Raw genomic sequence first — 24,529 nt, 5'->3', positions numbered from 1 at the left:
GCGCGCATTATGAAATAAGCAGGGCCATCCTTACAAAGTCTTTACTCGTTTTTCTGCTGCGTGGGGAATATATCGCCCACTTCTGCGTACATTTTTAGCAGACACGTCGGAAAAACCGTGCAGTTGTAGGTGAAAGCTGACGCTGGCGATAGCCAACGTCAGCGGGGGCGGTGCTTACTTCAGTGCGGCGAAGGCGCGCTCGGCGGCGTCCAGGGTCAGTTTCAACTCGGCTTCGCCGTGGGCAATCGAGGTGAAACCGGCTTCGAAGGCGCTCGGCGCCAGGTACACGCCGCCTTCGAGCATCAGGTGGAAGAAGCGACCGAACAGTGCGGCATCGCTGGCCATCACGTCTTCAAAGGTAACGATGTCGTCGGCGCCGCTGAAGTACAGGCCGAACATGCCGCCGGCCTGGGTGGTGACGAACGGAATGCCCGCCGCATCGGCGCGCTGTTGCAAGCCGTCGAGCAGGCGCGTGGTGTAGTCGGTCAGTTCAGCGTGAAAACCCGGGCGGCTGATCAGGCGCAGGGTGGTCAGACCGGCCGCCATCGCCAGCGGGTTGCCTGACAAGGTGCCCGCCTGATACACCGGGCCCAGTGGCGCAATGCGTTGCATGATCTCGCGCTTGCCGCCGAAGCAGCCCACCGGCATGCCGCCGCCGATGATCTTGCCGAAGGTGGTCAGGTCGGGAGTCACGCCGTAATGCGCCTGGGCGCCGCCGAGAGCAACACGGAAACCGGTCATCACTTCGTCGAAAATCAGCACCACGCCATGTTGGTCGCACAGCGAGCGCAGGCCTTCGAGGAAGCCCGGCGCTGGCGGCACACAGTTCATGTTGCCGGCCACTGGCTCGACGATGATGCACGCCACGTCCTGGCCAACTTCAGCGAGCATGGTTTCAACCGCGCCGATGTCGTTGAACGGCAGGGTCAGGGTGTGTTTGGCGAATGCCGCCGGCACGCCGGCCGAACTCGGTACACCTTGGGTCAGCGCGCCGGAGCCGGCCTTGACCAGCAGGCTGTCGGAGTGACCGTGGTAGCAGCCTTCGAATTTGATGATGCTGTCGCGGCCAGTGTAACCACGGGCCAGACGGATCGCACTCATGGTCGCTTCGGTGCCGGAGCTGACCATGCGCACCATGTCCATCGATGGCACCAGCGCGCAGACCAGATCGGCCATCTCGGTTTCCATCGCAGTCGGCGCGCCGTACGACAAGCCGTGTTGCAGCTGATTGCGTACCGCGTCGAGCACGTCCGGATGGCTATGGCCGAGGATCATCGGCCCCCACGAACCGACGTAATCGACATAACGCTTGTCGTCTTCGTCGGTGACATAGGCGCCTTCGGCGTGTTTGAAGAACAGCGGCGTGCCGCCCACGCTCTTGAACGCGCGGACCGGTGAGTTGACGCCACCGGGAATGTGTTTCTGGGCATTGGCAAACAGGGTTTCGGAACGAGACATGATCGGGCTCTCAATCTTCAGGATTTGGCGAATTATTTACGCAGCAGTTCGTTGAATGCGCGGGCGCGGCGGGTCACTTCGGCGCTGCTGTCGGCGCCGAACAGGCCATGAATCACCGCGAGCAGATCGACACCGTGTTCGACCAGTGGCGCGGCGTTTTCCAGGGTGATGCCGCCAATCGCGCAGACGGGCAGGTGCAGTGAGCGTTTGGCCTCGGCGAGCAGTTCGAGGCTGCACGTCGGCGCACCGGGCTTGGTATTGGAATTGAAGAAACGGCCGAAGGCGACGTAGCTGGCGCCTTCTTTGGCGGCCTGTTCGGCCAGCGCGATTTGCGCGTGGCAGGTCGAGCCGATGATGGCTTTCGAACCGAGCAGGGCGCGGGTCGGTGACAGCGGGCCGTCGGTCTGGCCCAGGTGCACGCCGACGTTGAGGCGCGCGGCCAGTTCGGCGTCATCGTTGATGATCAGCTGCGTCTTGTAGCGTTCGCACAGGTTGCGCAGTGCTTCGGCCTCGCGCAGGCGGCGGGCCTCGTCGCTGCTCTTGTCGCGGTATTGCAGCAGGGTGACGCCGCCTTCCAGCGCCGCCTCGACATAAGACAGAAACTTGCCGGCCAGCAATTGGCTGTCGGTAATGGCATACAGGCCACGTAGTTTCATCAGGCAGACCTCACGACGTTACGAGCAGAAATCCAGCGGCAGGCGACGCGGGACGAACTGGCCTTTGCCCAGTTGTTCGGCATCGCGCAGGGTCCGCCAAGTGTAATCCAGGGCACTGCGCACGGCGCTGGCCAGGTGTTCGCCCTGAGCCAGGCGCCCGGCCAGCGCACTGGCGAGGGTGCAGCCGGAGCCGTGATAGCTGCCCGGCAGGCGCTGGCAGATGAAGGTTTCGCGCAGACCGTCGCGGCTGTACACGCGGTTGTGGATTTCAGTTTCGTCGCCGTGGCCGCCGGTGATCAGCAGGTTTTTGACGAAAGGCAGGAGTTTTTCCGCGCACTCATCCGCAGTGCCTTCGGGCAGTTCGGCGAGGATGCGGGCTTCAGGAAGATTAGGGGTGGCAATGATCGACAGCGGCAGCAGACGCTCGCGCATCGCATAGCCGACCTCGTCCTTGCCCAGGCGTCCACCGCCGCCGGCACGCAGTACCGGGTCGCAAACGACGGGCAGGTGCGGGTGCGCCGAAAGCAGTTCGACCACCGTGTCGACCATCGCCAGCGAACCGAGCATGCCCAGTTTCACCGCCGCGACTTCGGAGTCGTTGAGCACGGCATTGGCCTGGGCCAGGACCCACTCGCGATCGAGGACGCGAAAGTCAGTGACGTTGACGGTGTCTTGCACGGTCAGGGCGGTGACGGCCGGAGCCGCATGGCAACCCTGCGCGAGCAGGGCTTCGATATCTGCCTGCAAGCCGGCGCCACCACTGGGGTCGTGGCCGGAGAGACAGAGGACAACGGGGCGGGAGCTGTAGATATTCATGGTGCGCGAGCTTACCACCAAAGCTGATTTTCGGGTTCAGTACTGACGGTGTTTGCGAGCAGATTGTCGGACAACCCCGCAGTCTTTATTTGGAGCACATTTGTGGCGAGGGGATTTATCCCCGTTGGGCTGCGAAGCGGCCCCAAACCCTGCAATCCGGTTCTTTCTGACACACCATCGCTGGATGGACTTGCGACTGCTTCGCAGCCCAACGGGGATAAATCCCCTCGCCACAATTGGTCACCTATCAATGAGGCTGTCGTCGCAAGTTGACCAATCCAACAGCTCTAGCCCGCCGCTTTGCTCTGAAACGCCCGTTCTAGAGCCTTTGTAGGAAAAATTTCAATGGTGCTCAATGGCCATCAACGGCTATGCTAGTCTGGATCCAAACCAATAACAGGTAATACCGGTTTTACGTCTACTCAAAGGGAATGGGGGGCTTCCTGACACAACCGGACGAGCCACGCTGGGGCTTCAATGCGCTATTTGCTGATGTTGCTGTTCTGCTTGCCCCTCCTGGCGAGCGCCGTCGAATTCGACGAATTCACCCAGAGCCTGCCTCTGGGCCGCTCACTGCAAGTGTTCGAAGACCCCAGCGGTCAGGCGAGCATTGCCGATGTTCGCGCGCAAGCCGCCGCCGGCCAGTTCAAACCGCACGATAAAGCCACGCTCAACGCCGGTTATTCGCGTTCGGCGTTCTGGCTGAAAATCGACCTGCATTATCGCCCGAGCAATCCCGCCGCCCAGCGCACCTGGCTGCTGGAGCTGGCGTATCCACCGCTCGACCATCTCGACCTGTACCTGGCCGATGCCCAGGGCAATTATCGTCTGGTCCGCCAGACCGGCGACGCCTTGCCCTTCGCCAGCCGTGAGATCCGCCAGAACAACTACCTGTTCGACCTTGCGTTCAAGGCGGATCAACAGCAGACCGTGTACCTGCGACTGGCCAGTGAAGGCTCGATTCAGGCACCGGTAACGTTGTGGTCGAGTACCGCGTACCTCGAAGACCAGCCGGTGCGCCTGTATGTGCTGGGCATCATTTATGGCGTGCTGCTGGGGATGCTGGTCTATAACCTGTTCATCTTCTTGAGCGTGCGCGACACCAGCTACCTCTATTACATTTTCTACATTGCTTCGTTCGGCCTTTATCAGCTGTCGGTGAACGGCGCGGCGGTGGAGTATTTCTGGCCCGACAACCCGTGGTGGGCGAACGCTGCGACGCCGTTCTTCATCGGTTGCGCAGGCTTGTTCGGCAGTCAGTTCGCGCGCAGTTTCCTGCAGACCAAGACCCACAGCCGCTGGCTCGACCGATTGCTGATAGCCCTGATTGCGTTTGGCGCGCTGGTGGTCGGTCTGTCGCTGATGGCCAGTTACGCACTGGCGTTGCGCCTGGCGACGACGCTGGCGCTGACCTTTACCATCGTTATTTTCGCCGCCGGTCTGCTGGCCTGGTGGCGGGGCTTGCGCGTGGCCCGTTATTTCATCATCGCCTGGTCGGCGTTTCTGCTCGGCGGCATCGTCAACACATTGATGGTGCTCGGTCTACTGCCCAACGTGTTCCTGACCATGTACGCCAGCCAGATCGGCTCGGCCATCGAAGTGGCGCTGCTGTCGCTGGCGTTGGCCGACCGCATCAACGCGATGCGCGAGCAACAGGCGCAGACCCTGTACGACGCCGGGCAGAAACTTGAAGTGCTCAACCAGCAACTGGCCCACAGCAACAAGCTCAAGGACGAATTCCTCGCGACCCTGACCCACGAGCTGCGCACGCCGATGAACGGTGTGATCGGTTCGCTGGAGCTGATGCAAACCGTCGAGATGGACGCAGAACTTGAGCAGTATCAACAGACCGCCGCCGGTTCCGCGCGGGACATGATGCGTATGGTCAACGGCATTCTCACCCTCACCGAATTGCAGGCCGGCAAGCTGACAGCGACGTCGGCCAGTTTCAGCCTGCGCGGTGTGATTGAAGCACTACGCACGCAGTTCGCGGGCAACGCGGCGAGCAAGTCGCTGGACTTCAAGGTCGAGGTGCTGCCGACTCTGCCGGATCGCCTGCTCGGCGACAGCGCAAAACTGGCGCAATGCCTGGAGTGCCTGCTCGATAACGCGATCAAATTCACGCGGGTCGGCGGGCTGGCGTTGCGGGTGACCGGCAAGCCCTCGATCGGCAATCATCTGGCGCTGTCGTTCGCGGTGATCGACAGCGGCATCGGTTTCTCCGATCTGGGTGAGGCGACGCTGTATCAGCGTTTTTTCCAGCTCGACGGCTCTATGACCCGCGAGTACGGCGGGCTGGGCGTCGGCCTGGCGATCTGCCGGCAGTTGGTGGAATTGCTCGGTGGCAAGCTTACGCACCGTTCCGAGCCGGGCAGCGGCAGTCGCTTTCAACTGGACGTCGAATTTGCGCTGCCGCTGGTCGAGACAGCGCCAGCACCGACGCGTGATTGCGCACGGGCACCGCAGGACTGCACGGTGCTGCTGGTCGACGACAACAGCGTCAATCAACTGGTGATGCGCGGCATGTTGCTCAAGCTCGGCTTTCGCGTACGCAGCGCCGACAACGGCGTGGCGGCGCTGGACTGCCTGCAGCGCGAGACCTTCGATGCAGTGTTGATCGATTGCCAGATGTCCCGCCACGAAGGCGCGTCGTTGTGCTGCCAGATTCACGCCTTGCCCGGCTGCGCCGATGTGCCGGTGTTCATGCTGGCGTTGACGGCTGACCGTGAACCCTGCGCTCCTGGCGCGGCCATCGATTATCTGCATAAACCGGTGAAATTCGAGGATTTGCAGGCTGCGCTGGAGCGTCGGGTGCTTAGCTGCTGAGGGGGTAAAAGCGCCGCAAAAACGGCGCATATGACACTTTGTTCAAAAAAGCACCAGTGCTTAACTGGTGGCATTGCTGAACAAGGAGCCCTGCCATGAACCTGCATCAGTTCGCCGAAACCCACGAAGTCACCAACCAGCCACCGACGCTGGACGGCACCAACCTGTACCGCATCGACCTGCCTTTGCAGGAGTGGTCGCGGCGGTTCGGCGGCGGTTGGGCCGAGTCGCGGATCGACGCCTACGGCGCACTCGCCGGCGGCCCGCTGATGGAAGCCGGGTTCCTCGCCAACCAGAACAAACCGGTGTTCGCCAGCCATGACCGCTACGGTCATCGTATCGATCTGGTCGAATTTCACCCGGCTTACCATGAGCTGATGCGCACCGCGATCGAACATGGCCTGACCTCGCTGCCGTGGGCTCATCCGCAGGAAGGCGCGCATGTCGCCCGCGCGTCGATGACCTATCTGCACAGTCAGGCCGAGGCCGGCAGCGGTTGCCCGCTGACCATGACCTTCGCCAGCGTGCCGGCCTTGCGCTTGCAGCCAGAGCTGGCCGAACAGTGGCTGCCGAAAGTCCTTGCTACTGAATACGATCCGCGCAACGTCGGCATGGCGCACAAGGCCGGTGTGACCATCGGCATGGCGATGACCGAAAAACAGGGCGGCACCGACGTGCGCGCCAACACCACCAAGGCGTATCCGGTCGGCGCCAGCGGCCCGGGCCAGGCGTATGAGCTGGTCGGACACAAGTGGTTCTGTTCGGCGCCGATGTGCGATGCGTTTCTCACCCTGGCGCAAACTGACAAGGGTTTGAGTTGCTTCCTGCTGCCGCGTCATCGCCCGGACGACACACGCAATCAGTTCTACATCCAGCGCCTGAAAAACAAACTCGGCAATCGGTCCAACGCCTCCAGTGAAGTGGAGTTTCGTGGCGCGCTGGCATGGATGGTTGGCGAAGAAGGGCGCGGCGTGCCGACGATCATTGAAATGGTCGCGATGACTCGCTTCGATTGCATGGTCGGTTCCAGCTCGCTGATGCGTCAGGCGCTGACCCAGGCCAGCCATCACTGTGCACACCGTATGGTTGGCGGAAAATTGCTCAGCGAACAGCCATTGATGCAGAACGTCCTGGCCGATCTGGCGCTCGAGAGCGAGGCCGCGCTGGCGCTGAGCCTGCGCATGGGTAAGGCGCTGGATCATCTGGACGATCGCCACGAAGCGCAATTCGCGCGGCTGGTGACGGCGGTGGGCAAATACTGGATCTGCAAGCGGGCGCCGGGAATGATCAACGAAGCGGCGGAATGCATGGGCGGTGCCGGCTATGTCGAGGACAGCATCCTGCCGCGCCTGTACCGCGAAGCGCCGGTGAACTCGACGTGGGAAGGCTCTGGAAATGTGCAGTGTCTGGACGTGCTCCGCGCGCTGTCGAAAGAACCGGGTGTGCTGGACGTGTTGTTCAGCGAATTGGGTGACGGGCACGGTGACAAGCGTCTGGCGGCGCATATCCAGCAATTGCAGGCGCAGTTCAAGGACACCAGCGACATTCAATATCGGGCGCGGCAGTTGACCGAAGACATTGCCCTGGGCTTGCAGGCCAAATTGCTGCTGGAGGCTGGCAACTCGGTGGTCAGTGATGCCTTTATTGCCAGTCGTCTCGGCGGTGGCGGCCGCGTCTACGGCGCGTTGCCGCGCGGGCTGAATGTCGAAGCCATCGTCGCCCGCTCAACCCCACAGCTTTTCTGAATGCACACAAATCCCCTGTAGGAGTGAGCCTGCTCGCGATAGCGGTGTGACAGTCAATGCAATATCGACTGATAGACCGCTATCGCGAGCAGGCTCACTCCTACAGGGTCTGTATGCGACCGACATATTTGTGGGGTTGCCAACATGCCACTGTTCCCGTGAGATCACGATGCAGGCAAGATGAAGCTCTGCAAGTCAGAACACAGGAAGCTGATCGTGACCGAAGCGTTTATTGTCGTTCAAACCGCCGAACAAGCCGTGGATCGTCTCGCCGAGCTGCATGAGCGGGCCACCACGGCGCTGAACTCGGCGCTCAAGCGTTACCTCAAGGATCGCGTCGAACCCGACGCTGCACAGCGTGCCCTGTTTCGTTATCCCGAGCTGCGTCTGACCTACCATTGCCAGGGCGAAGTCCCGCAGACCACCCGCGCTTACGCCAAAGTACAATTGCCGGGCACTTACAGCGTCACCGTCACCCACCCGGCGGCGTTTCGCAAATACCTGCTCGAACAACTGACACCGCTGATGCACGACTTCACCGTGACCGTCGAAGTCGGCGTCAGCCAGCAGAACATTCCGTATCCGTATGTGGTCGAGCAGGGCGATGAACTGGCCGGTTCCGGCGTTACCGCCGCGGTGCTGGCGCGGGTGTTCCCGAGTACCGACCTGTCCGCTGCTACCGACGGCATTGCCGACGGCCTCTACGACTGGGAGAACACCGATCCGCTGCCGCTGGCGCTGTTCGATGCCGCGCGGGTGGATTTCTCGCTGCGCCGCTTGGTGCATTACACCGGCAGCGACTGGCGTCATGTGCAACCGTGGATTTTGCTGACGAACTACCACCGCTACGTCGACCAGTTCATCGTCCATGGCCTGGAACAATTGCGCCGCGACCCGCGTTTCGTGCGCATGGTCTTGCCGGGCAACGTGATCATCGAGAAGGGCATGGATCACGGCGAGGCGTCGGCGATTGCCGCCGGTGTGGTCTGGCACCGGTACCAGATGCCGGCGTATCACCTGATCGCCAGCGATGGCCACGGCGTGACGCTGGTCAACATCGGTGTCGGTCCGTCCAACGCCAAGAACATCACTGACCATCTGGCCGTGCTGCGTCCGCATTGCTGGCTGATGATCGGCCACTGCGGCGGCCTGCGTCAGTCGCAGACCATCGGCGACTACGTGCTGGCCCACGCCTACATGCGCCGTGACGGCATTCTCGATCGTGTGGTGCCGCCGAACATTCCGATCCCGGCACTGGCCGAAGTGCAAATGGCGCTGCAACAGGCGGCTGCGAACGTCACTGGCGAGAAGGGCGACGACCTGAAGAAACGCCTGCGCACCGGCACCGTGCTGACCTACGACGACCGTAACTGGGAGTTGCGCTGGGCTCAGGAGCGACCACTGATCAACCTGTCCCGCGCGGTCGCCGTGGACATGGAAAGTGGCACGATTGCAGCGCAAGGTTATCGCCTGCGGGTGCCATACGGCACGCTGCTTTGCGTCTCGGACAAGCCGCTGCACAGCGAAATCAAACTGCCCGGCTCGGCCAACGCGTTCTATGAACGCGCGGTCAGCCAGCATTTGAAGATCGGCATCGAAGCGGTGGATCTGCTGCGCACCGAGCTCAACTCGCTGCACTCGCGCAAACTGCGCAGCTTCGACGAGCCGCCGTTCCGTTAACGGTTAATCGTGGTCATTTGGCGGTCGGGGCACTAGCATTGTCAGCCCTGATCGCCAGATGTTGTTTTGTCCATGTCTCGTCCCCCGCGTCCTCCTTCGCGCCGTCCCGGTGTGAAGCCGCCATCCTCTTCGCCACGCCGTGTCGCGAAAGCGCCGCCGGCCGAGCCCAGGCTGATCCTGTTCAACAAGCCGTTCGATGTGCTGACGCAGTTCAGCGACGGTGACGGGCGGGCGACGCTCAAGGATTACATCGATGTGCCGGGCATCTATCCGGCCGGGCGTCTGGATCGCGACAGCGAAGGGTTGCTGCTGCTGACCAACGATGGCCAGTTGCAGGCGCGGATTGCCGATCCGAAACATAAACTGGCGAAGACATACTGGGTGCAGGTGGAAGGCGAGCCGACGGCCGAGCAGTTGCAGCGCTTGCGTGAGGGTGTCGAACTGAATGACGGCATGACTTTGCCCGCCGAAGCGCGGCAGCTGGATGAACCACAATTGTGGCCGCGCAACCCGCCGGTACGCTTTCGCAAAAGCGTGCCGACGAGCTGGCTGGAACTGGTGATTCGCGAGGGGCGCAACCGTCAGGTGCGGCGCATGACGGCGGCGGTCGGGCTGCCGACGTTGCGTCTGGTGCGGGTCAGGATCGGCGACTGGACCATCGAGGGCCTCGATCAGGGCCAGTGGAAAGAAGCGCCGGCGCGTTTATAGAGCGCCGGACTCGATCAGGCCGATCACCACACTCTTGATGATGAACGCGGCCACGCCCAGGCCCAGGACGAAAAACAGAATGAACGAGCCGAACCGTCCGGCCTTGGACTTCTTCGCCAGATCCCAGACGATGAAACCCATGAAAATGATCAGGATGCTGACCAGACCGGTCATCATCCATTCTTCGAGCAGTGCTGGATCCATCGGCGATCTCCGGCGCGGGGGCAGGGCTGAAAGGGCGGCGGCGAGTATACGTCATGGTCGGTGGGGGTGGCATTGATCTGGGTCGCCTGTGCCGGCCCCTTCGCGAGCAAGCCCGCTCCCACATTTGGAATGCATTCCTCTGTGGGAGCAAGCCTGCTCTCACATTTGCAATGCATTTCCCTGTGGGAGCGGGCTTGCTCGCGAAAGCGGTTTCAGCTGCGCAGATGAGTCAGCGGCAACTCGGTGCTGTTCAGCACTTGGTTCAACACAAAACTCGACCGCACGCTCGTCACCCCGTCAATGCGGGTCAAATGCCCCAGCAATAACTTCTGATAATGGTCCATGTCCGGCACCACCACCTTCAACTGGTAATCGGCGTCCACCCCGGTCACCAGGCTGCACTCCAGCACCTGCGGCAACGTACGAATGGCTGCCTCGAAATTTTCGAAGCGCTCCGGTGTATGCCGGTCCATGCCGATCAGCACATACGCGGTCAGGCTCAGCCCGAGCATTTTTCGATCAAGCAGCGCGACCTGCCGCGAAATGTAGCCGTCGTCTTCCAGTTGCTTGACCCGACGCGAGCAAGGCGAGGGGGACAGACCGATGCGCTCGGCCAGCTCCTGGTTGGAGATGCGGGCGTCGCGTTGCAATTCCGCCAAAATGCTCAAGTCGTAACGGTCGAGTTTGCTCATCAATCTGTCCTTGGCTGTAACTATTGCGGCAGATTATCTATCCAGGGTTAAAAATTGCGCAAGTGGTGTTTATTTGAGCAATCTTCGCAATCATCTGTCGCGGCGTCCGGCCTATTCTTATCACCAGAATCACTGCTCGGTAACACAGTCCACGCGGCCCGCCCAATCCGGCCCGCCGCGGCCGCCACCCCCACCGGGGTTGTGCCGGCCCCCGAGCTGCACACTGTCCAGAAGACGGCGTGAGGTGAGCCGACGTCAAAAGCGTCGAGCCAGGACGAAGTACTCCAGAAGGGAGGCCGACGGGTCTCCCTTTTTTCTTGCCTGCGATTTCATCTTGTCGCCTCAATAAATAAGTTGCGCGACTGATAACCTGTTGCAGAACCCGGTGTACCGGTTTTGAGTCTTAGCAACAGGCCCTCCCAATGACAGGCTCTCGCGCCGTGAGGAAAAGCATGAATTCGCGTATCTGGCGTCTGGCCGGTGTTGGTTTGCTGTGTGTGAGTGTCAGTGCGCAAGCGCTTGCCGATGAGCCGCAGAATCGTGGCCCCGACAGCAATGGCCGTGGCCAGGAACATCAGGGCATCGGTCAGGGCCGTGGCGGCGAGCAGCCGCCGCGCGGGCAGAACAACGAGATCATTCGTGGCGACAACAGTCGTCAGTTCGAGCACAACGGCCAGTCTCATCAGAGCGACGGGCAGTGGCAGAACCGCGACCGTCCTGACAATCGGCCAGAGCCGCCCCGGCAACCGAACAACAATTTGCCGATTCAGCCGCGGCCCGATACCGTGCGCCAGACCGAGGAACCGCGTCCGGGCTACTACCGCGACGAGCGCCCGCAAAACGGTTACCACAATCAGCAGTGGCAGACCCGGCCTCGGCCCGATGACGACCGCTGGCCGGGGCGCCCGAACGGGCATGGCAATGGCTGGGGACCAGGCCCGCAATATCGCCCGGGGCAGGTGATCGAGCGCTTCCCGGATCGCGATTACCGCGTGCCGTATCGCGGCCAGGATTACTTCTATTCCGGCGGCTACTGGTATCGCCCGCAAGGCCCGCGCTACATCGTCGTGCAGCCGCCGCGCGGGATCCGTATCCAGTATTTGCCCGATTATGCCCGTGAGGTGTGGATCGGCGGTTCGCTGTTATTTCTCGCCGCCGGCTCCTATTACGCCTATCAGCAAGCCACGCAGGATTACGTGGTGGTCGAACCGCCGGTGCAGCCGCCGCCACAATCTCAAGGCTATGACGTCGAGGCGTATCCGGCCAACGGCCAGTCGCCACAGCAGGTGCAGCAGGACGGTTACCAGTGCTACCAGTACGCCGTGCAACAAAGCGGTTTCGACCCGCGCACCGCGACCTACCAACCGGCGCCCGAAGTGGTCCAGGCGTACCGCCAGGCGCAGGGCAATTGCCTGAGCAGTCGCGGGTATCAAGTCAGATAGAAGTAGCTGCTAGCTGCAAGTTTTCAGCTACAAGCTTGCAACTTGAGGCTTGTCGCTTGTAGCTGCTTTTACAGGATCGGCGTGGACCAGCACCTCGGCCTTGGGGTAAGACGTGTGAATCGCCGCCGCCGCTTGATCGCTGATGCCATGGGCGACTGACAGCGTCAGTTCGCCCGGCAGTTCCAGATGCAACTGCACGAACCAGTGATTACCGGAGATGCGCGTGCGCAAGTCATGCGCGCCCAGCACCCCTGGCACATTGCACGCCAGTTCGAGCATGTGCTGACTGACATCCGCCGGCAGTTCCTCATCCATCAACACTGAAAAACTTTCCCGAGCGATCTGGACTGCGCTCCAGAGGATGTACGCGGCGATTCCCAGGCCGAACCACGCATCCAGTTGCGCAAAACCAAACCCGGCCAGCACCAGCGCAATCAGGATGCTGCCGTTGAGCAACATGTCCGAGCGGTAATGCAACGAATCGGCACGCACGGCGTTGGAGCCGGTCTGCTTGATCACCCGGTGTTGCAACATCAGCAACGCGGCGGTCAGCAGCAGCGAAAAAACGATGACGCCGATGCTCAGCCATGGCGCGCCAATCGGCTCCGGTGTTTTCAGACGTTCATAGGCCTGAAACGCGATCAGCAGCGCACTGCCACCGATGAACAAAGCCTGCGCCATGCCCGCCAGCGATTCGGCCTTGCCGTGGCCATAACGGTGATCGTCATCCGCCGGCCGCAAGGCGTAATGCACCGCGAGCAGATTGAGCAGCGAGCTGACGCCATCCAGCGCCGAGTCGGTGAGGCCGGCGAGCATGCTCACCGAACCGCTGAGCCACCAGGCAATCGCCTTGGCGACAATCAGCGTGCAGGCGACTGCGACCGAGGCGCGGGTCGCCAGCCGCAGCAGGCGGGCGTGTTCGGGGCTGGATGTCATTGAACTTCCTTTTTCAGGCGGCCGGTTGCAGGCCGAACATCGCCAGTTGCTGGGTGCTGCCCTTGTGTTGAATCAGGCGTGGATCATCCAGCGCCTTATTTATTTCAACGGCAGCTCGGCCCAGCTCGCTCTCGAGAATTGTCTGCAACTTGTGATTATCGACCTGACCGTCCGGGCCGATGGCTGGCTTGAGCTTGGCCGGGTCGATCTGCGCGGTGTGCCCCGGTTCGAAATAGATTGCGCCAGTGGCGAAATCGACGGCAAACGCGATCAGCCCCGGGATGATGTAAAACAGCAGGCCGACGGCATCGAGCGCGGCAATCGCCGGGTCGATCTTGCCGTCGATCTGGCCGCGACGGTCCGGGTAGAAAATCGAACCGCATGCAGTGATCTGCGTGAGCAGGGAAGCGACCAGAACACCGCCGATCAGGCGAGAGGGTAAGCGCATGGAAATGTCTCCTGAGTCATCTGAGAACGAAGCTTCGTCGTGTGAAGTTAAGACCCTGACGAACGCCCGGCAGTTCGCCGTTATACTCGCCGATGGCAGGGCGTGCCCACAGTAAATTGCGGCCTCGTCTCACCCCTACCGAAATACCTTGAGGATTGAAGTTGTTTTCTCCAGATCGACACCGCGTGAAGGCTTATGAACTCCATCGGGGTTCGGCCCTGCGGGCTAAAGCTGTGAACGCGCCATGCTGCGTTGCGGGACTTGGCAAGGAAACGACCCTTACCTGCGTCCCGCGCCTTGCCTGGCACGCTCACAGCTTTAACGCGACTCGCAATTTACTGTGGGCACGCCCTGGGGAGCCAGCATGATTTCTTTGCCGATCGACGATGTTTTACCCGCCCTGCGTGAAGCCCTCGCGGCACGCCACGAAGCCGTACTCGAAGCCCCACCCGGCGCCGGTAAAACCACCCGCGTGCCGCTGGCCTTGCTCGAAGAAGCATGGCTGGCCGGGCAGACCATCGTCATGCTTGAGCCGCGGCGTCTGGCGGCTCGCGCGGCAGCGGAACGTCTGGCCAGTGAACTGGGCGAGAAGGTCGGTGAAACCGTCGGTTATCGCATTCGCCTGGACAGCAAGGTCGGCCCCAAGACACGTATCGAAGTGGTTACCGAAGGCATTCTGACCCGGCGTTTGCAGGATGACCCGGCGCTGGAGGGCGTGGGCCTGCTGATCTTCGATGAATTTCACGAACGCAGCCTCGACGCCGATCTGGCGCTGGCGCTCAGTCTGAACGGTCGCGAGCTGTTTCGCGCTGAACAACCGCTGAAGATTTTGCTGATGTCGGCCACCCTCGAAGGCGAGCGTCTGGCCGGCTTGCTTGACGATGCGCCGATCCTGCGCAGCGAAGGGCGCATGTACCCGGTGACGATGCGCTGGGGCCGACCGTTTCAGCCCGGCGAATACATCGATCAGCGCGTTACACAAACGGTACTCGAAGCGCTGCACGATGAGACCGGCAGCCTACTAGTGTTCCTGCCGGGGCAGGCGGAAATCCGTCGTGTGCATCAGCAACTGGCGGACGCCATCGGCGAGCGCAAAGACGTCTTGCTGTGCCCGTTGCACGGCGAGCTGGACCTGAATGCGCAACGCGCGGCCATCGATCCGGCGCCGCCCGGCCAGCGCAAAGTGGTGCTGGCGACCAACATTGCCGAGACCAGCCTGACCATCAACGGCGTGCGTGTGGTGATCGATGCGGGGCTGGCGCGGGTGCCGCGATTTGATCCGGGCAGCGGCATGACACGCCTCGACACTCAACGGATTTCCAGAGCCAGTGCCACGCAGCGAGCCGGGCGGGCCGGGCGCCTGGAACCGGGCGTCTGCTATCGCTTGTGGTCGCAGGATCAGCACGAACAACTGGCCGCGCATGGCAGTGCGGAAATACTCTCGGCAGACCTCGCCAGCCTTGCCTTGCAACTGGGGCGCTGGGGCGTCACGCCGGCCGAACTGGTCTGGCTGGACGTGCCGCCGGCAGCGGCTTATGCCCAGGCGCAGGATTTGTTGCAGCGCCTCGGCGCCTTGCACGGTGAAACGCTGACGGGCCACGGCCAGGCGATGGCCGAGTTGCCGGCCCATCCCCGCATCGCCCATCTGCTGTTGCGCGGTCAGGCGCTGGGATTGGCGAACATGGCGTGCGATGTCGCCGCGTTGCTCGGCGAGCGCGATATCTTGCGCGGCGCTGGCGCGGATTTGCATAGTCGCCTGGTCTTGCTCTCGGGCGAGGAACGCGCCGGTCGTGGCACGCAGGGCGGGGTGCAACGCGCCCGGCAATTGGCGCGGCAGTATCGCGGGTACCTGCGTGGCAAAACGAGCGAGCCGGTCAGCGATCCCCATCATCCGCGCTGGCTCGGCGCGTTGCTGGCGCTGGCCTATCCGGATCGCGTCGCCCAGCAGCGACGTGCCGGTGGCGCCGAATATCGTCTGGCCAACGGACGCGCGGCGCTGTTCGCCGAAGCGGACAGCCTGATGAAAGAACCGTGGATCGTCATCGCCGACCTCGGCAGCCGCCAGGGGCAGCGCGAAGAGCGGATTTATCTGGCCGCGGATTTTGATCCGGCGCTGTTCGATTCAGTGCTGGCAGAACAGGTGCGCAACGTCGATCAACTGGACTGGGACGAGCGCGAAGGCGTGCTGCGCGCCGAGCGCCAGCGCAAGGTCGGCGAGCTGATTCTCAGCCGTGAGCCGTTGACCGGGCTGGATGAAAATGCGCGCAGTCAGGCGCTGGTCAATCTGGTGCGGCGCAAGGGCCTGGAGTTATTGCCGTGGACGCCGGAGTTGCGGCAGTGGCAGGCGCGGGTGGCGCTGTTGCGCCAGCTGGATCTGCATACGCAGAACGACAGTCAGTGGCCGGATGTCAGCGACGCGACGCTGCTCGACACCCTCGAAGACTGGCTGCTGCCGTATCTGGGCAAAGTCTCGCGGCTCAGCCATTTTTCCCAGCTGGATTTATCGAGCATTGTGCGCAACCTGCTGCCCTGGCCGCTGCCGCAGAAGCTTGATGAGCTGGCACCGCATCATTTGAGCGTGCCGTCGGGGTCGTCGATTCGCCTGGACTACAGCGAGTATCCGCCGATCCTCGCGGTGCGCTTGCAGGAGTTGTTCGGCCTGGCCGACACGCCGCGCATCGCCGGCGGCCGGCAGGTCGTCAAGCTGCACCTGTTGTCACCGGCACGGCGACCGGTGCAGGTGACGCAGGATCTGGCGAACTTCTGGCGCAGCACCTACGCCGAGGTGAAGAAGGATCTGAAGGGGCGCTATCCGAAGCATTACTGGCCGGACGATCCATTGGTGGCCGAAGCGACGGCGCGGGCGAAACCAAGGGGAACCTGAACAGCAATAGCCACGTGCCATTAGCCCATCCGTGCTAATTGCCCTTGTTTGTTCAGGCTCCCAAAATCGCGGCCTGACCCACAACAAGTGTTGCTGCCTGGCAACTTGTGCCCAAGGAACGGAACTGCCCATGTCATCTTTCTTCAAGTTCAAGAAGTCGATCTTCTTGTCGGCTGCGCTGCTGCTCGCCTCCGGTTCGGCAACTGCCGAAGAGCCCAACCCGATTGGCGACTGGTGGATTATCTACGGCAACGGCGTTGCCCAGAAAAACATCATGTACGTCGCCGATGCGATGTCGGTGGTGCCTTCGGAAAAAACCAAAGGCGCGACCATGGTTGCCGTGACGCTGGTGTATGAAGAACCCGGCAAACCGATGATCGACGTTTACAACATCGAAGCCCAGTGCTCTACGGGCAAGGTACGGTTTATCAATGGCCAGTCCATCGAGCGTCTCGCTTACACCCTGCGTCATCTGAAAGTTGCCAATCAATGGCAGACCCCGAAAGAGTTTTGGGTCCAGCAAGCGCTGAAGTTTGCCTGTGCGCCGGGCAGTCGCGCCAAAAACGACATGGCCGCCGTGGGCAAGATGGAATATCTGCAGATGATCCAGATGCTGCAGCAGATGTTCTTCAAGCTCGCGCCGATTCAGCAAAAGAGCCAGATGATGGACAACATCGACAGCCTGCTCGAACTGAAAAAATAAGCCGGGGCATCCAATGACTTACACACGCTTATCGCTGACAACCCTGTTGGCGGGGTTGCTCTTGACCGGTTGTTCCAGCATTGCGCAAAGCCGCTGGGAAGGACGCGACCTTCAGGAAGCGCTGGACCTGTTCGGCACACCCGATTCGATGCAAAAGGAAACCGCTCCGAACGGCGAACCCTTGGCCGTGCTGACCTGGTACAAGTCCGCGAGCTGGACCACCACCGAAGCGGCCGGCACTTCGATGAACCATACCGGCAATGGCATGGTGTACACCGAGCACTACCAACAGGTCGGGCACAGTTCTACCTGCAAGTTGCAGGCGAAGATCAATCAGCAGAAGAAAATCGCCCGGTTCCTGATCGAAGACGGGCGGATATTGCACGGCAAGTGTGCCAACGTTCGCTATGTTCCGGGCTACGTTCCGCCGGGGCTCTGAAGCGAACGACGACTATCTCGATGCGAGAACGGTATCGACCCAGCCTTGCAAGGTGTATTTGCGGTAGATCGGCTCGGGGATGTCGACATACGGCGCAGAGATGAACGAAGCCGGAATCACCGGCTCCGTCTCATCGATCACCAGTATGTTCGCCGGGTTGTAGAAGTCGTAATCGAGCACATGCTTATTGGTGGTAATGACTTTCTTGCGCGCGGCCATGGCTTCGAAAAACCGGAAGCTCAAACCGGCCTGGCCGGGCTTGGAAATGTCCAGAATGATCCGCGAGCGTTTCACCAGATCGCCGACCGATTCCAGTGACATTCTTTGCTCGAAAAAGGTGATGCCCGGATGCGCGCCGGGAATCGGTTTGCATTGCACGAGAAATTTGTAGTTGGTCACGCCTAACTGATCGAATGCTCTGGCCAGACCTTCCAGCGCGGGCACGCGATCTTTCCCGGCCATCACCACAAAGGCGGCATATTCGCCGGCATCGCCATCCTCGACGTAGTCGTCGTAAATAAAGTTGTGCAGTGTTTTCAGACCGTATTGCTCGGCATTCTGCGGGTCGAAGGAGAACACTTCGTCGTACACCGCCAACGCTTCACGGCTCATGGGCCAGCGACTGAAACTGTCGTAGAGATAGGCGATCTTGCGCTCGCAAGCGTTAAGCCCTGTCGCCAGTTGCTTCGGGTCGATTTGCGCCGGATTGATGATCAGGGCGATGTCGAAGCGCCCGCCAGTCATCACGGCCTTGCTGAACTGGCGCAACTGCGACCAGCGATTGAGCGGGCGCCGCAAGATCTTCGGCGCGCGATCGAAAGGTTTGGCCAGCGCAGCGGTATCGATGAAGCAAACCTCATGATCGCTACTCAGGTGCTCTGCCAGCTTGCGCGCATAGCCACCGATGTCCTTGCATACCAATAAGATCTTCATGCTTTTCCATGTCTTGAATTCGAGGCGGTCGGGCCGTTGAGTACTGTTTGGGGTCAGGGCGCCGCCGGCAGCAGAAACCGTGCGATCACCGGCAGGTGGTCGGAGATCCGCAAGGTGTCGTCCTGCCGGACCCGCGCCTGGAGCCGTTTGATCCTGGGACTGTAAAACAGATAATCCACCGTGCGATCCGGGCCGTTGAGGCCAGGATCGTTGGGGTAGTGGGTCAGCCACCGGGCGCGGTCGATACCGCTGGCTTCGCTGTTGGTCGGGATCATTGGATATTTATCCCACAGCAGGTGCAGTTCGCTGTCGGCGGCGTAAGGCGTGCGCTGCTCGGCGGGCAGGCGGCGGTACTGGCCGAGGGGCAGCAGATTAAAGTCGCCGCCGATCAGCCATGGCAGACCCTGGCTTTCATATTTGTCGAGCACCTTGGCCACGGCGCTCACTTGCCTGCGCAAAGTGTCGTCCGGCTGCCGGGCGCGCTCCAGATGGGTATTGAAAACGGTCAGTTGCCCGCCATCGCTGAGCGGCAGTTTGCTCGCCAGCAGGGCATTGCGCGGCTGGAACTGGCGGCTGATGAAATTGCCTGGCGCCACCGACAATTGCAGGCGTTCGGCGTGTTCGATGCGATAGCGGCTCAACGTGACCAGTTGCCGGCCAACGCTGCCGTAGAGGTGGGGCTGCGGGACAAAATCGGCCTTCCAGTCGAATGCACTGACGCTGCACGGATACAGATCGGCGAGTCGGTCCTGCAACAGTTTGAGCTGGTTCTGGTAATCGCTGGCCTTGGCGCCGTCGTCGAGTTCCTGCAACAACACCACGTCGGGCTGCTCGTCGCGAATCACCCGGGCCACTTCGTCGAGGCTGAACGCCATGTCTTCCAGGGTTGGCGCTTCATCGTCGCCCTGGGCCAGGTCATGCCAGAACACGTAACGCTTGCCGGCGAGAAACTGCACGTTCCAGGTCATGACTTTCAGCGCTTGCCCCGGCACCAGTGTCGGCGCCGTGGCGCTGCAACTGACTGGCAGGGTTTCGCGGGCGGCGGGGCGCCAGGTCAGGCTGAACGTCAGTACGCCGAGCAAGACGATGGCGAGCACAACGAGCAACAGGGTGTAGCGCAGCAGACGGGTCATGGCTCGGCTTATAGCGTTACAGAAAGTGGCCCCGAGCATACCTGACGGCAACCGCGAAGCCCAAGCGGCGAGCGGTCAGACCGCTCCGTCATTTTTCTCAGGCAATTGGCTGATCAGCATGAACAGGCGGAACAGCACCACGCTGGTGAACAGTTGCAGGAAACTGTGGGCACTGTCGATCAGCACGGCGACCAGCGGGTTTTGCGGCTCCGGGTACACCGCCAGGGTGGCGCCCTTGAGCAACCACAAGGGCGTCATCACACAGAGGATGCACAGCAGAATGCGCCAGAAATGCCCACGGGTCAGGCGCAGGCTTTCCTTCATCGCCTGCAGCGGCCCGAGGCCACGCAGCACCAGCAGGTATTCGCCAAAGGCGAGCATGACCATCAGCATCAGCCCGGGCAGGAAATACAGCGACAGCCCCAGCAGGATCAGCAAGGTGTTGAGCGCGGTGAGCACGGCGAAGCGCGGCCACAAGGTCGCGGCCATCGCCAGCAGGTCGCGGTTGCGCGGCGACTCACCGCGGCTGCGCGCATCGAGAAACAGAATCAGCGCGGCGGTGTACAGCGGATACACCAGCAGGCCGACGATGATACTGATCCCCGAGAAGCTCTCGGGTCCGGTGGCGTGATCGACCGCCTGTTGCAGGAACGCCTCGACGATCACCAGCGGCAGGCACAACTGCACGATGCTGCCCAGATGGCGTTTGAAAAAATACAAAGAATCGCGCAGTACTTCGAGGGCATTCATCAGTCGGTATCGCAGGTCGAAAACAGTGACTCACTTTAACCGATGATGACTGGCGCGACACAAACGTAAACATTCGGTAAAGGTCATTGAAACGTTTTGTCACCGTCTCCATTACAGGGAGGCACCTCGGCCAATGTGGACGAGGGCAACGTTATCCCCGGCAATCTACGAGGTCGCCATGAACAGCGAAGAGCAAACCCTGATCGATGGACTGTTTTCCCGGCTGCAACAGGCCGAAACGGAGGCAGCCCCGCGCGACGCCCAGGCCGAGGCGCGGATCAAGGAACACCTGACCCGCCAGCCGGCGGCAGGCTATTTCATGACCCAGGCGATTCTGGTGCAAGAGGCAGCGCTCAAGAGCCTCGACGAACAGAACAAGCAACTGACCGAGCAAGTCCAGCGTTTGCAGGCCGATTTGCAAGCGGCGAAGGCCCTGGGCAGCGCGCCTGCACCGAGCGGGGCGGGTGGTTTCCTGTCGAGTATCTTTGGCGGCGGCAGTTCGCGTCCGGCGTCGACGCAAAATGCCCCGGCGTCCACTGGCGGTTGGCGTGAGCCGGCGCCGCAGCAGAGCTTCCAGGCGCCGGCCCCTCAACAGAACTTCGGCGCCGCGCCGCCCAACTATGCGCAGCAGGCAGCCCCGGCAGCGGGCAACAGCTTCCTCGGCGGCGCGCTGAAAACCGCCGCGGGCGTGGCCGGCGGTGTAATGCTGGCGCAGGGCATCAGCAGCCTGTTCCATCACAACCAGGCGCCTGAGGAAATCGTCGAGGTGATCAAGGAAGAACCGGCGCAGGTGGCCGACCAGAGCAATAACGGCTGGGGCGATGAGCAGCGTGTGGCGGACAACGGCTTCTCCGGCAACGATCAGGCCGGGTTTACCGACGCCGATTACAGCGCTGACAATTCATCGTTCTTCGATGATGACGATTCCTTCGTCTGACACAGCCTTTGAAGGCTGACATATCCTCTGAAGGCTGACATAGACACTGTGGCGAGGGGATTTATCCCCGTTGGACTGCGCAGCAGTCCTCGCTTTAATCAGGAAAAGCGGGGCTGCTGCGCAGCCCAGCGGGGATGAATCCCCTCGCCACACTCACCACTCGTCAGCAGCACCTTTGCGCCTGTGGCCGATTATTCGCGGAACCTTCCTTCGGGCTGGCATACTGAGCGCCTTTTTCAGGCCCGATCGCCTGATCCCGCTTCGTGCGCTCGTGCGCCCAGGAACTCCGGTGAAAAAAATCGCAGTGTTCGCCGATGTGCAGAACCTCTACTACACCGTGCGTCAGGCCTATGGTTGCCACTTCAACTACGCCGCGCTGTGGGCGGACATCAGCAAGGACGGGCAAATCGTCGAGGCCTATGCCTACGCAATCGACCGGGGCGACAGCAAGCAGCAGCAGTTTCAGCAGATCCTGCGCAATCTCGGCTTCACCGTGAAGCTCAAGCCCTACATCCAGCGCAGCGACGGCTCGGCCAAGGGCGACTGGGACGTGGGCATCACTCTCGATATCATGGACGCCGCCGACCACGTCGACGAAATCGTCCTGGCCTCCGGTGATGGCGATTTCGACATGCTGCTCGAACGCATCATCAACAAACACGGCGTGCAAGCGGTCGCTTATGGCGTGCCCGGCCTGACGGCCAACTCGCTGATTCGCGCCGCCAGCCGTTATGTGCCGATCGAAGGCGCACTGTTGCTCAAGAATTGATTTGAACGGAGTTGAACCCGGTTTGGAACGCATTGCAGTCATCGACTTTGAAACCACCGGCCTGTCGCCGAACAGCAGTTGCCGCGCCACGGAAATCGCCGTGGTCATGCTGGAAAACGGCCGCATCGTCGAGCGTTACCAGAGCCTGATGAATGCCGGCGTGCGCGTCCCCGCGTTCATCGAACAACTGACCGGTATCAGCAACGCCATGCTGCGCACCGCGCCGCCGGCCGAGCGCGTGATGGAAGAGGTCAATGAGTTTGTCGGCTGCACGCCATTGCTGGCGCACAACGCTTCGTTCGACCAGAAGTTCTGGGATTTCGAACTGGGGCGGATCAAACGCACACGTCTGCAGAATTTTGCCTGCTCGCTGTTGCTGGCGCGGCGGCTGATGCCGGCGGCGCCGAATCACAAGCTCGGCACGCTGACCACCTTCGCGCGTCTGCCGCACACCGGCCAGGCTCACCGCGCCATGGCCGATGCCGAGATGGCGGCCAATCTGATGGCGCATCTGGCCGATGAGTTGCGCAGCAAGCACGGCGTGCGTGAACTCAACCACGATCTGCTGTGCAAATTGCAGAAAGTCCCTGCGGCGAAAGTTGGCGAGCATTTGCAGCGCTATCGCTGATCCCTGACCCCTGACCCCTGACCCCGACACAAGGCCCCTGTGGGAGCGGGCTTGCTCGCGAATGCGGTGTGTCATTCAAAGCGTTGTTGTCTGATACGGCCTCTTCGCGAGCAAGCCCGCTCTCACATTTGGACTTCGGGGTGCCTGATTATTTGCCGTTGCTTTCGATATGGCCGAGCGGCACGCGCTTTTCGACGGCGCTCGACAGCACGATTGATGTCTTGCTGAAACCAAACGTCGCCACCCGATTGATCAACTCCTCGAGTTCCGGCATCGAACCCACTGCCGCCTGCATGATCACGCACGGGTCGCCCGTGACCCGGTGGCATTCGGTGATTTGCGGGATTTTGATCAGTTCGTCGTAGGTCTTCTGGTTGCCATGCTGGTTCAGGCGCAATTCGATCACGCACTGGATCGGCAGGCCGATTTTCGCCAGGTCGATTTTCGCCTGATACCCGGTGATCACCCCGGACGCCTCAAGCTTGGCCACGCGCTCGGCGACGGCGGGGGCGGAGAGATTCACTTTGCGCGCCAGATCGGCGTAGGACGCGCGACCGTTTTCCAACAGGGCGCTGAGCAGCATGCGGTCGTATTTATCCAAGGCGCACCTCTTGAAAATGCCAGACTTTCGAAATCGCGGTTTATTCCGGTGATCTCCGTGATTTCAAAAGTGTACCGGCCAGATAAACAGGTTTTGTAACTTATTTTTGCGCGGCGGCCTTTCTAGAATAATCCGTCCACAGAAATCTGACTGTCGAGTTGCCCATGCCTGCCTTGCGCCGTTTTTCCCTGCCGTTGATTGCCGCGTTTTTTGCGCTGTATGTGATTTGGGGATCGACCTATCTGGTGATTCGCATCGGCGTGGAGCACTGGCCACCGCTGCTGCTGGCCGGGGTACGCTTCGTCATCGCTGGCAGCCTGATGTACGGCTTTCTGCGCTGGCGCGGTGCGCCGGCGCCGACCTGGGCGCAGTGGAAAGCGGCGGGGATCATCGGGATTCTGCTGCTCAGCTTTGGCAATGGTGCGGTCAGTGTCGCCGAGCATACGGGCGTGGCGTCCGGCGTCGCTGCGCTGGCCGTGGCGACGGTGCCGCTGTTCACGTTGTTGTGCGGCTATTTCTGGGGCGCACGGAACACGCGACTGGAATGGGCCGGGGTAGTACTGGGGATCATTGGCATCGCGATGCTCAACATGGGGTCCAACCTGCAATCGAGTCCGCTGGGGGCGACGTTGCTGATTCTCGCGGCCGCGAGCTGGGCGCTCGGTTCAGTGTGGAGCCGGCACCTGCCGTTGCCGGCGGGGGCAATGGCCAGTGCCGTGGAAATGCTCGTCGGTGGCGTGGTGCTGTTGATCGGCAGCGTCGTGAGTGGCGAGCAGTTGCACGCCATGCCACCGCTCGAAGGCTGGCTGGCGCTGGCGTATCTGATCGTTTTTGGTTCGATCATCGCTTTCAATGCCTATATGTATTTGCTCAAGCACGTGCGTCCGGCGGCGGCGACCAGTTATGCCTACGTCAACCCGGCGGTGGCGGTGCTGCTGGGCATCGTGTTTGTCGGCGAGACGATTGGCATAGAGGAGGCGCTGGCAATGCTGGTGATCATCAGCGCCGTGCTGCTGATCAGCCTGCCGCAGTGGCGGCGGCCGGCGCAGCCTTCGGCAGTGGAGGAGAAAGCCGTTCCGACGGAAGCGCGTACGAATTAGGGTAAACTGCGCGGCATTGCATCCCCGCGTCATTTTTTCCT

23 protein-coding genes are annotated in these 24,529 nt (G+C 61.5%); 12 read left to right on the top strand and 11 right to left on the bottom strand.

Translation table 11 applies throughout. The features are described 5' to 3' along the window. Positions 1 to 174 precede the first annotated feature (174 nt). From hemL to HU765_RS06750, 3 genes are read right to left on the bottom strand one after another with little or no spacing between them, the layout of a single operon-like run. Positions 175 to 1,458 carry a glutamate-1-semialdehyde 2,1-aminomutase gene (gene hemL, locus HU765_RS06760; RefSeq protein ID WP_186619490.1) on the bottom strand — a complete coding sequence of 428 codons (1,284 nt, stop codon included), beginning with the start codon at positions 1,456 to 1,458 and terminating at the stop codon, positions 175 to 177. A gap of 32 nt (positions 1,459 to 1,490) precedes the next feature. Further along, positions 1,491 to 2,114 carry a thiamine phosphate synthase gene (gene thiE / locus HU765_RS06755; protein ID WP_186619489.1) on the bottom strand — a complete coding sequence of 208 codons (624 nt, stop codon included), beginning with the start codon at positions 2,112 to 2,114 and terminating at the stop codon, positions 1,491 to 1,493. A gap of 18 nt (positions 2,115 to 2,132) precedes the next feature. Next, complete coding sequence (locus HU765_RS06750) at positions 2,133 to 2,930, bottom strand: hydroxymethylpyrimidine/phosphomethylpyrimidine kinase (RefSeq protein WP_186546806.1); 798 nt, start codon at positions 2,928 to 2,930, stop codon at positions 2,133 to 2,135. A gap of 477 nt (positions 2,931 to 3,407) precedes the next feature. Here HU765_RS06750 and HU765_RS06745 point away from each other — a divergent pair, with 477 nt between their 5' ends. The 4 genes from HU765_RS06745 (at position 3,408) to HU765_RS06730 (ending at position 9,889) form a co-directional block, all read left to right on the top strand. Beyond that, positions 3,408 to 5,756: a hybrid sensor histidine kinase/response regulator gene (locus tag HU765_RS06745; RefSeq protein WP_186619488.1), complete on the top strand. Its 2,349-nt coding sequence runs from the start codon at positions 3,408 to 3,410 to the stop codon at positions 5,754 to 5,756. 95 nt (positions 5,757 to 5,851) lie between these two features. Then, entirely contained in the window at positions 5,852 to 7,501 is a 1,650-nt protein-coding gene (locus HU765_RS06740) for an acyl-CoA dehydrogenase family protein (RefSeq protein WP_186619487.1), read from the top strand. Between the two features lie 180 nt (positions 7,502 to 7,681). Next, complete coding sequence (gene amn / locus HU765_RS06735; protein ID WP_163019592.1) at positions 7,682 to 9,181, top strand: AMP nucleosidase; 1,500 nt, start codon at positions 7,682 to 7,684, stop codon at positions 9,179 to 9,181. A gap of 72 nt (positions 9,182 to 9,253) precedes the next feature. Next, complete coding sequence (locus tag HU765_RS06730; RefSeq protein ID WP_238344657.1) at positions 9,254 to 9,889, top strand: pseudouridine synthase; 636 nt, start codon at positions 9,254 to 9,256, stop codon at positions 9,887 to 9,889. On the opposite strand, the gene HU765_RS06725 is transcribed toward HU765_RS06730, so the two are convergent. Both HU765_RS06725 and HU765_RS06720 read right to left on the bottom strand, forming a co-directional pair. Continuing rightward, positions 9,884 to 10,093 carry a DUF2788 domain-containing protein gene (locus tag HU765_RS06725; RefSeq protein ID WP_007909655.1) on the bottom strand — a complete coding sequence of 70 codons (210 nt, stop codon included), beginning with the start codon at positions 10,091 to 10,093 and terminating at the stop codon, positions 9,884 to 9,886. The genes HU765_RS06730 and HU765_RS06725 overlap by 6 nt on opposite strands. Before the next feature lie 212 nt (positions 10,094 to 10,305). After that, positions 10,306 to 10,785 carry an Lrp/AsnC family transcriptional regulator gene (locus tag HU765_RS06720; RefSeq protein ID WP_042561225.1) on the bottom strand — a complete coding sequence of 160 codons (480 nt, stop codon included), beginning with the start codon at positions 10,783 to 10,785 and terminating at the stop codon, positions 10,306 to 10,308. A gap of 452 nt (positions 10,786 to 11,237) precedes the next feature. Here HU765_RS06720 and HU765_RS06715 point away from each other — a divergent pair, with 452 nt between their 5' ends. After that, on the top strand, positions 11,238 to 12,227 hold the full coding sequence (locus HU765_RS06715) for a DUF6515 family protein (RefSeq protein ID WP_186619486.1): 990 nt from the start codon (positions 11,238 to 11,240) through the stop codon (positions 12,225 to 12,227). 27 nt (positions 12,228 to 12,254) lie between these two features. On the opposite strand, the gene HU765_RS06710 is transcribed toward HU765_RS06715, so the two are convergent. After that, positions 12,255 to 13,163 carry a cation diffusion facilitator family transporter gene (locus tag HU765_RS06710; protein WP_186619485.1) on the bottom strand — a complete coding sequence of 303 codons (909 nt, stop codon included), beginning with the start codon at positions 13,161 to 13,163 and terminating at the stop codon, positions 12,255 to 12,257. Positions 13,164 to 13,176: 13 nt separating this feature from the next. Further along, positions 13,177 to 13,611 (bottom strand): polyribonucleotide nucleotidyltransferase, encoded by a 435-nt coding sequence (locus HU765_RS06705; RefSeq protein WP_186619484.1) that lies wholly within the window; start codon positions 13,609 to 13,611, stop codon positions 13,177 to 13,179. 364 nt (positions 13,612 to 13,975) lie between these two features. Between HU765_RS06705 and hrpB the strand changes: the two genes are divergently transcribed. The 3 genes from hrpB (at position 13,976) to HU765_RS06690 (ending at position 17,637) form a co-directional block, all read left to right on the top strand. Further along, positions 13,976 to 16,495, top strand: coding sequence for an ATP-dependent helicase HrpB (hrpB, locus tag HU765_RS06700; RefSeq protein ID WP_186619483.1), 2,520 nt, complete (start codon positions 13,976 to 13,978; stop codon positions 16,493 to 16,495). 130 nt (positions 16,496 to 16,625) lie between these two features. Then, entirely contained in the window at positions 16,626 to 17,198 is a 573-nt protein-coding gene (locus tag HU765_RS06695; RefSeq protein ID WP_186619482.1) for a hypothetical protein, read from the top strand. Positions 17,199 to 17,211: 13 nt separating this feature from the next. Then, entirely contained in the window at positions 17,212 to 17,637 is a 426-nt protein-coding gene (locus HU765_RS06690; RefSeq protein WP_186619481.1) for a hypothetical protein, read from the top strand. A gap of 12 nt (positions 17,638 to 17,649) precedes the next feature. On the opposite strand, the gene HU765_RS06685 is transcribed toward HU765_RS06690, so the two are convergent. The 3 genes from HU765_RS06685 to HU765_RS06675 all read right to left on the bottom strand — a co-directional run bounded on the left by HU765_RS06685 (position 17,650) and on the right by HU765_RS06675 (position 20,453). Continuing rightward, entirely contained in the window at positions 17,650 to 18,570 is a 921-nt protein-coding gene (locus HU765_RS06685; RefSeq protein WP_186619480.1) for a hypothetical protein, read from the bottom strand. Between the two features lie 53 nt (positions 18,571 to 18,623). Next, a complete protein-coding gene (locus HU765_RS06680; protein WP_186619479.1) occupies positions 18,624 to 19,703 on the bottom strand; it encodes an endonuclease/exonuclease/phosphatase family protein in 1,080 nt (359 codons plus the stop codon). A 75-nt stretch (positions 19,704 to 19,778) separates the two neighbouring features. Continuing rightward, the gene (locus tag HU765_RS06675; protein WP_186546818.1) at positions 19,779 to 20,453 is read right to left on the bottom strand and encodes a YciC family protein; all 675 of its coding nucleotides are present in this window, start codon (positions 20,451 to 20,453) and stop codon (positions 19,779 to 19,781) included. A gap of 178 nt (positions 20,454 to 20,631) precedes the next feature. On the opposite strand from HU765_RS06675, the gene HU765_RS06670 reads away from it, so the two are divergent. From HU765_RS06670 to HU765_RS06660, 3 genes are all read left to right on the top strand, one after another. Next, complete coding sequence (locus tag HU765_RS06670) at positions 20,632 to 21,390, top strand: DUF2076 domain-containing protein (RefSeq protein WP_186619478.1); 759 nt, start codon at positions 20,632 to 20,634, stop codon at positions 21,388 to 21,390. A gap of 289 nt (positions 21,391 to 21,679) precedes the next feature. After that, positions 21,680 to 22,159 (top strand): NYN domain-containing protein, encoded by a 480-nt coding sequence (locus tag HU765_RS06665; protein WP_003228475.1) that lies wholly within the window; start codon positions 21,680 to 21,682, stop codon positions 22,157 to 22,159. A 22-nt stretch (positions 22,160 to 22,181) separates the two neighbouring features. Beyond that, the gene (locus HU765_RS06660) at positions 22,182 to 22,787 is read left to right on the top strand and encodes a 3'-5' exonuclease (RefSeq protein WP_186619477.1); all 606 of its coding nucleotides are present in this window, start codon (positions 22,182 to 22,184) and stop codon (positions 22,785 to 22,787) included. Positions 22,788 to 22,935: 148 nt separating this feature from the next. Here the strand turns inward: HU765_RS06660 and HU765_RS06655 are convergent, their stop codons facing one another. Further along, complete coding sequence (locus HU765_RS06655; RefSeq protein WP_186546821.1) at positions 22,936 to 23,388, bottom strand: Lrp/AsnC family transcriptional regulator; 453 nt, start codon at positions 23,386 to 23,388, stop codon at positions 22,936 to 22,938. A gap of 164 nt (positions 23,389 to 23,552) precedes the next feature. On the opposite strand from HU765_RS06655, the gene yedA reads away from it, so the two are divergent. After that, positions 23,553 to 24,488, top strand: coding sequence for a drug/metabolite exporter YedA (gene yedA / locus HU765_RS06650; RefSeq protein ID WP_186619476.1), 936 nt, complete (start codon positions 23,553 to 23,555; stop codon positions 24,486 to 24,488). The last annotated feature ends 41 nt before the right edge of the window (positions 24,489 to 24,529 follow it).

Origin of the sequence: Pseudomonas sp. SWRI81 (assembly GCF_014268545.1) — a bacterium.
Taxonomy (GTDB): domain Bacteria; phylum Pseudomonadota; class Gammaproteobacteria; order Pseudomonadales; family Pseudomonadaceae; genus Aquipseudomonas; species Aquipseudomonas hamedanensis.
Note: the sequence above shows the minus strand (reverse complement) of the source record. Positions and strands in the feature narration are given on the sequence as shown.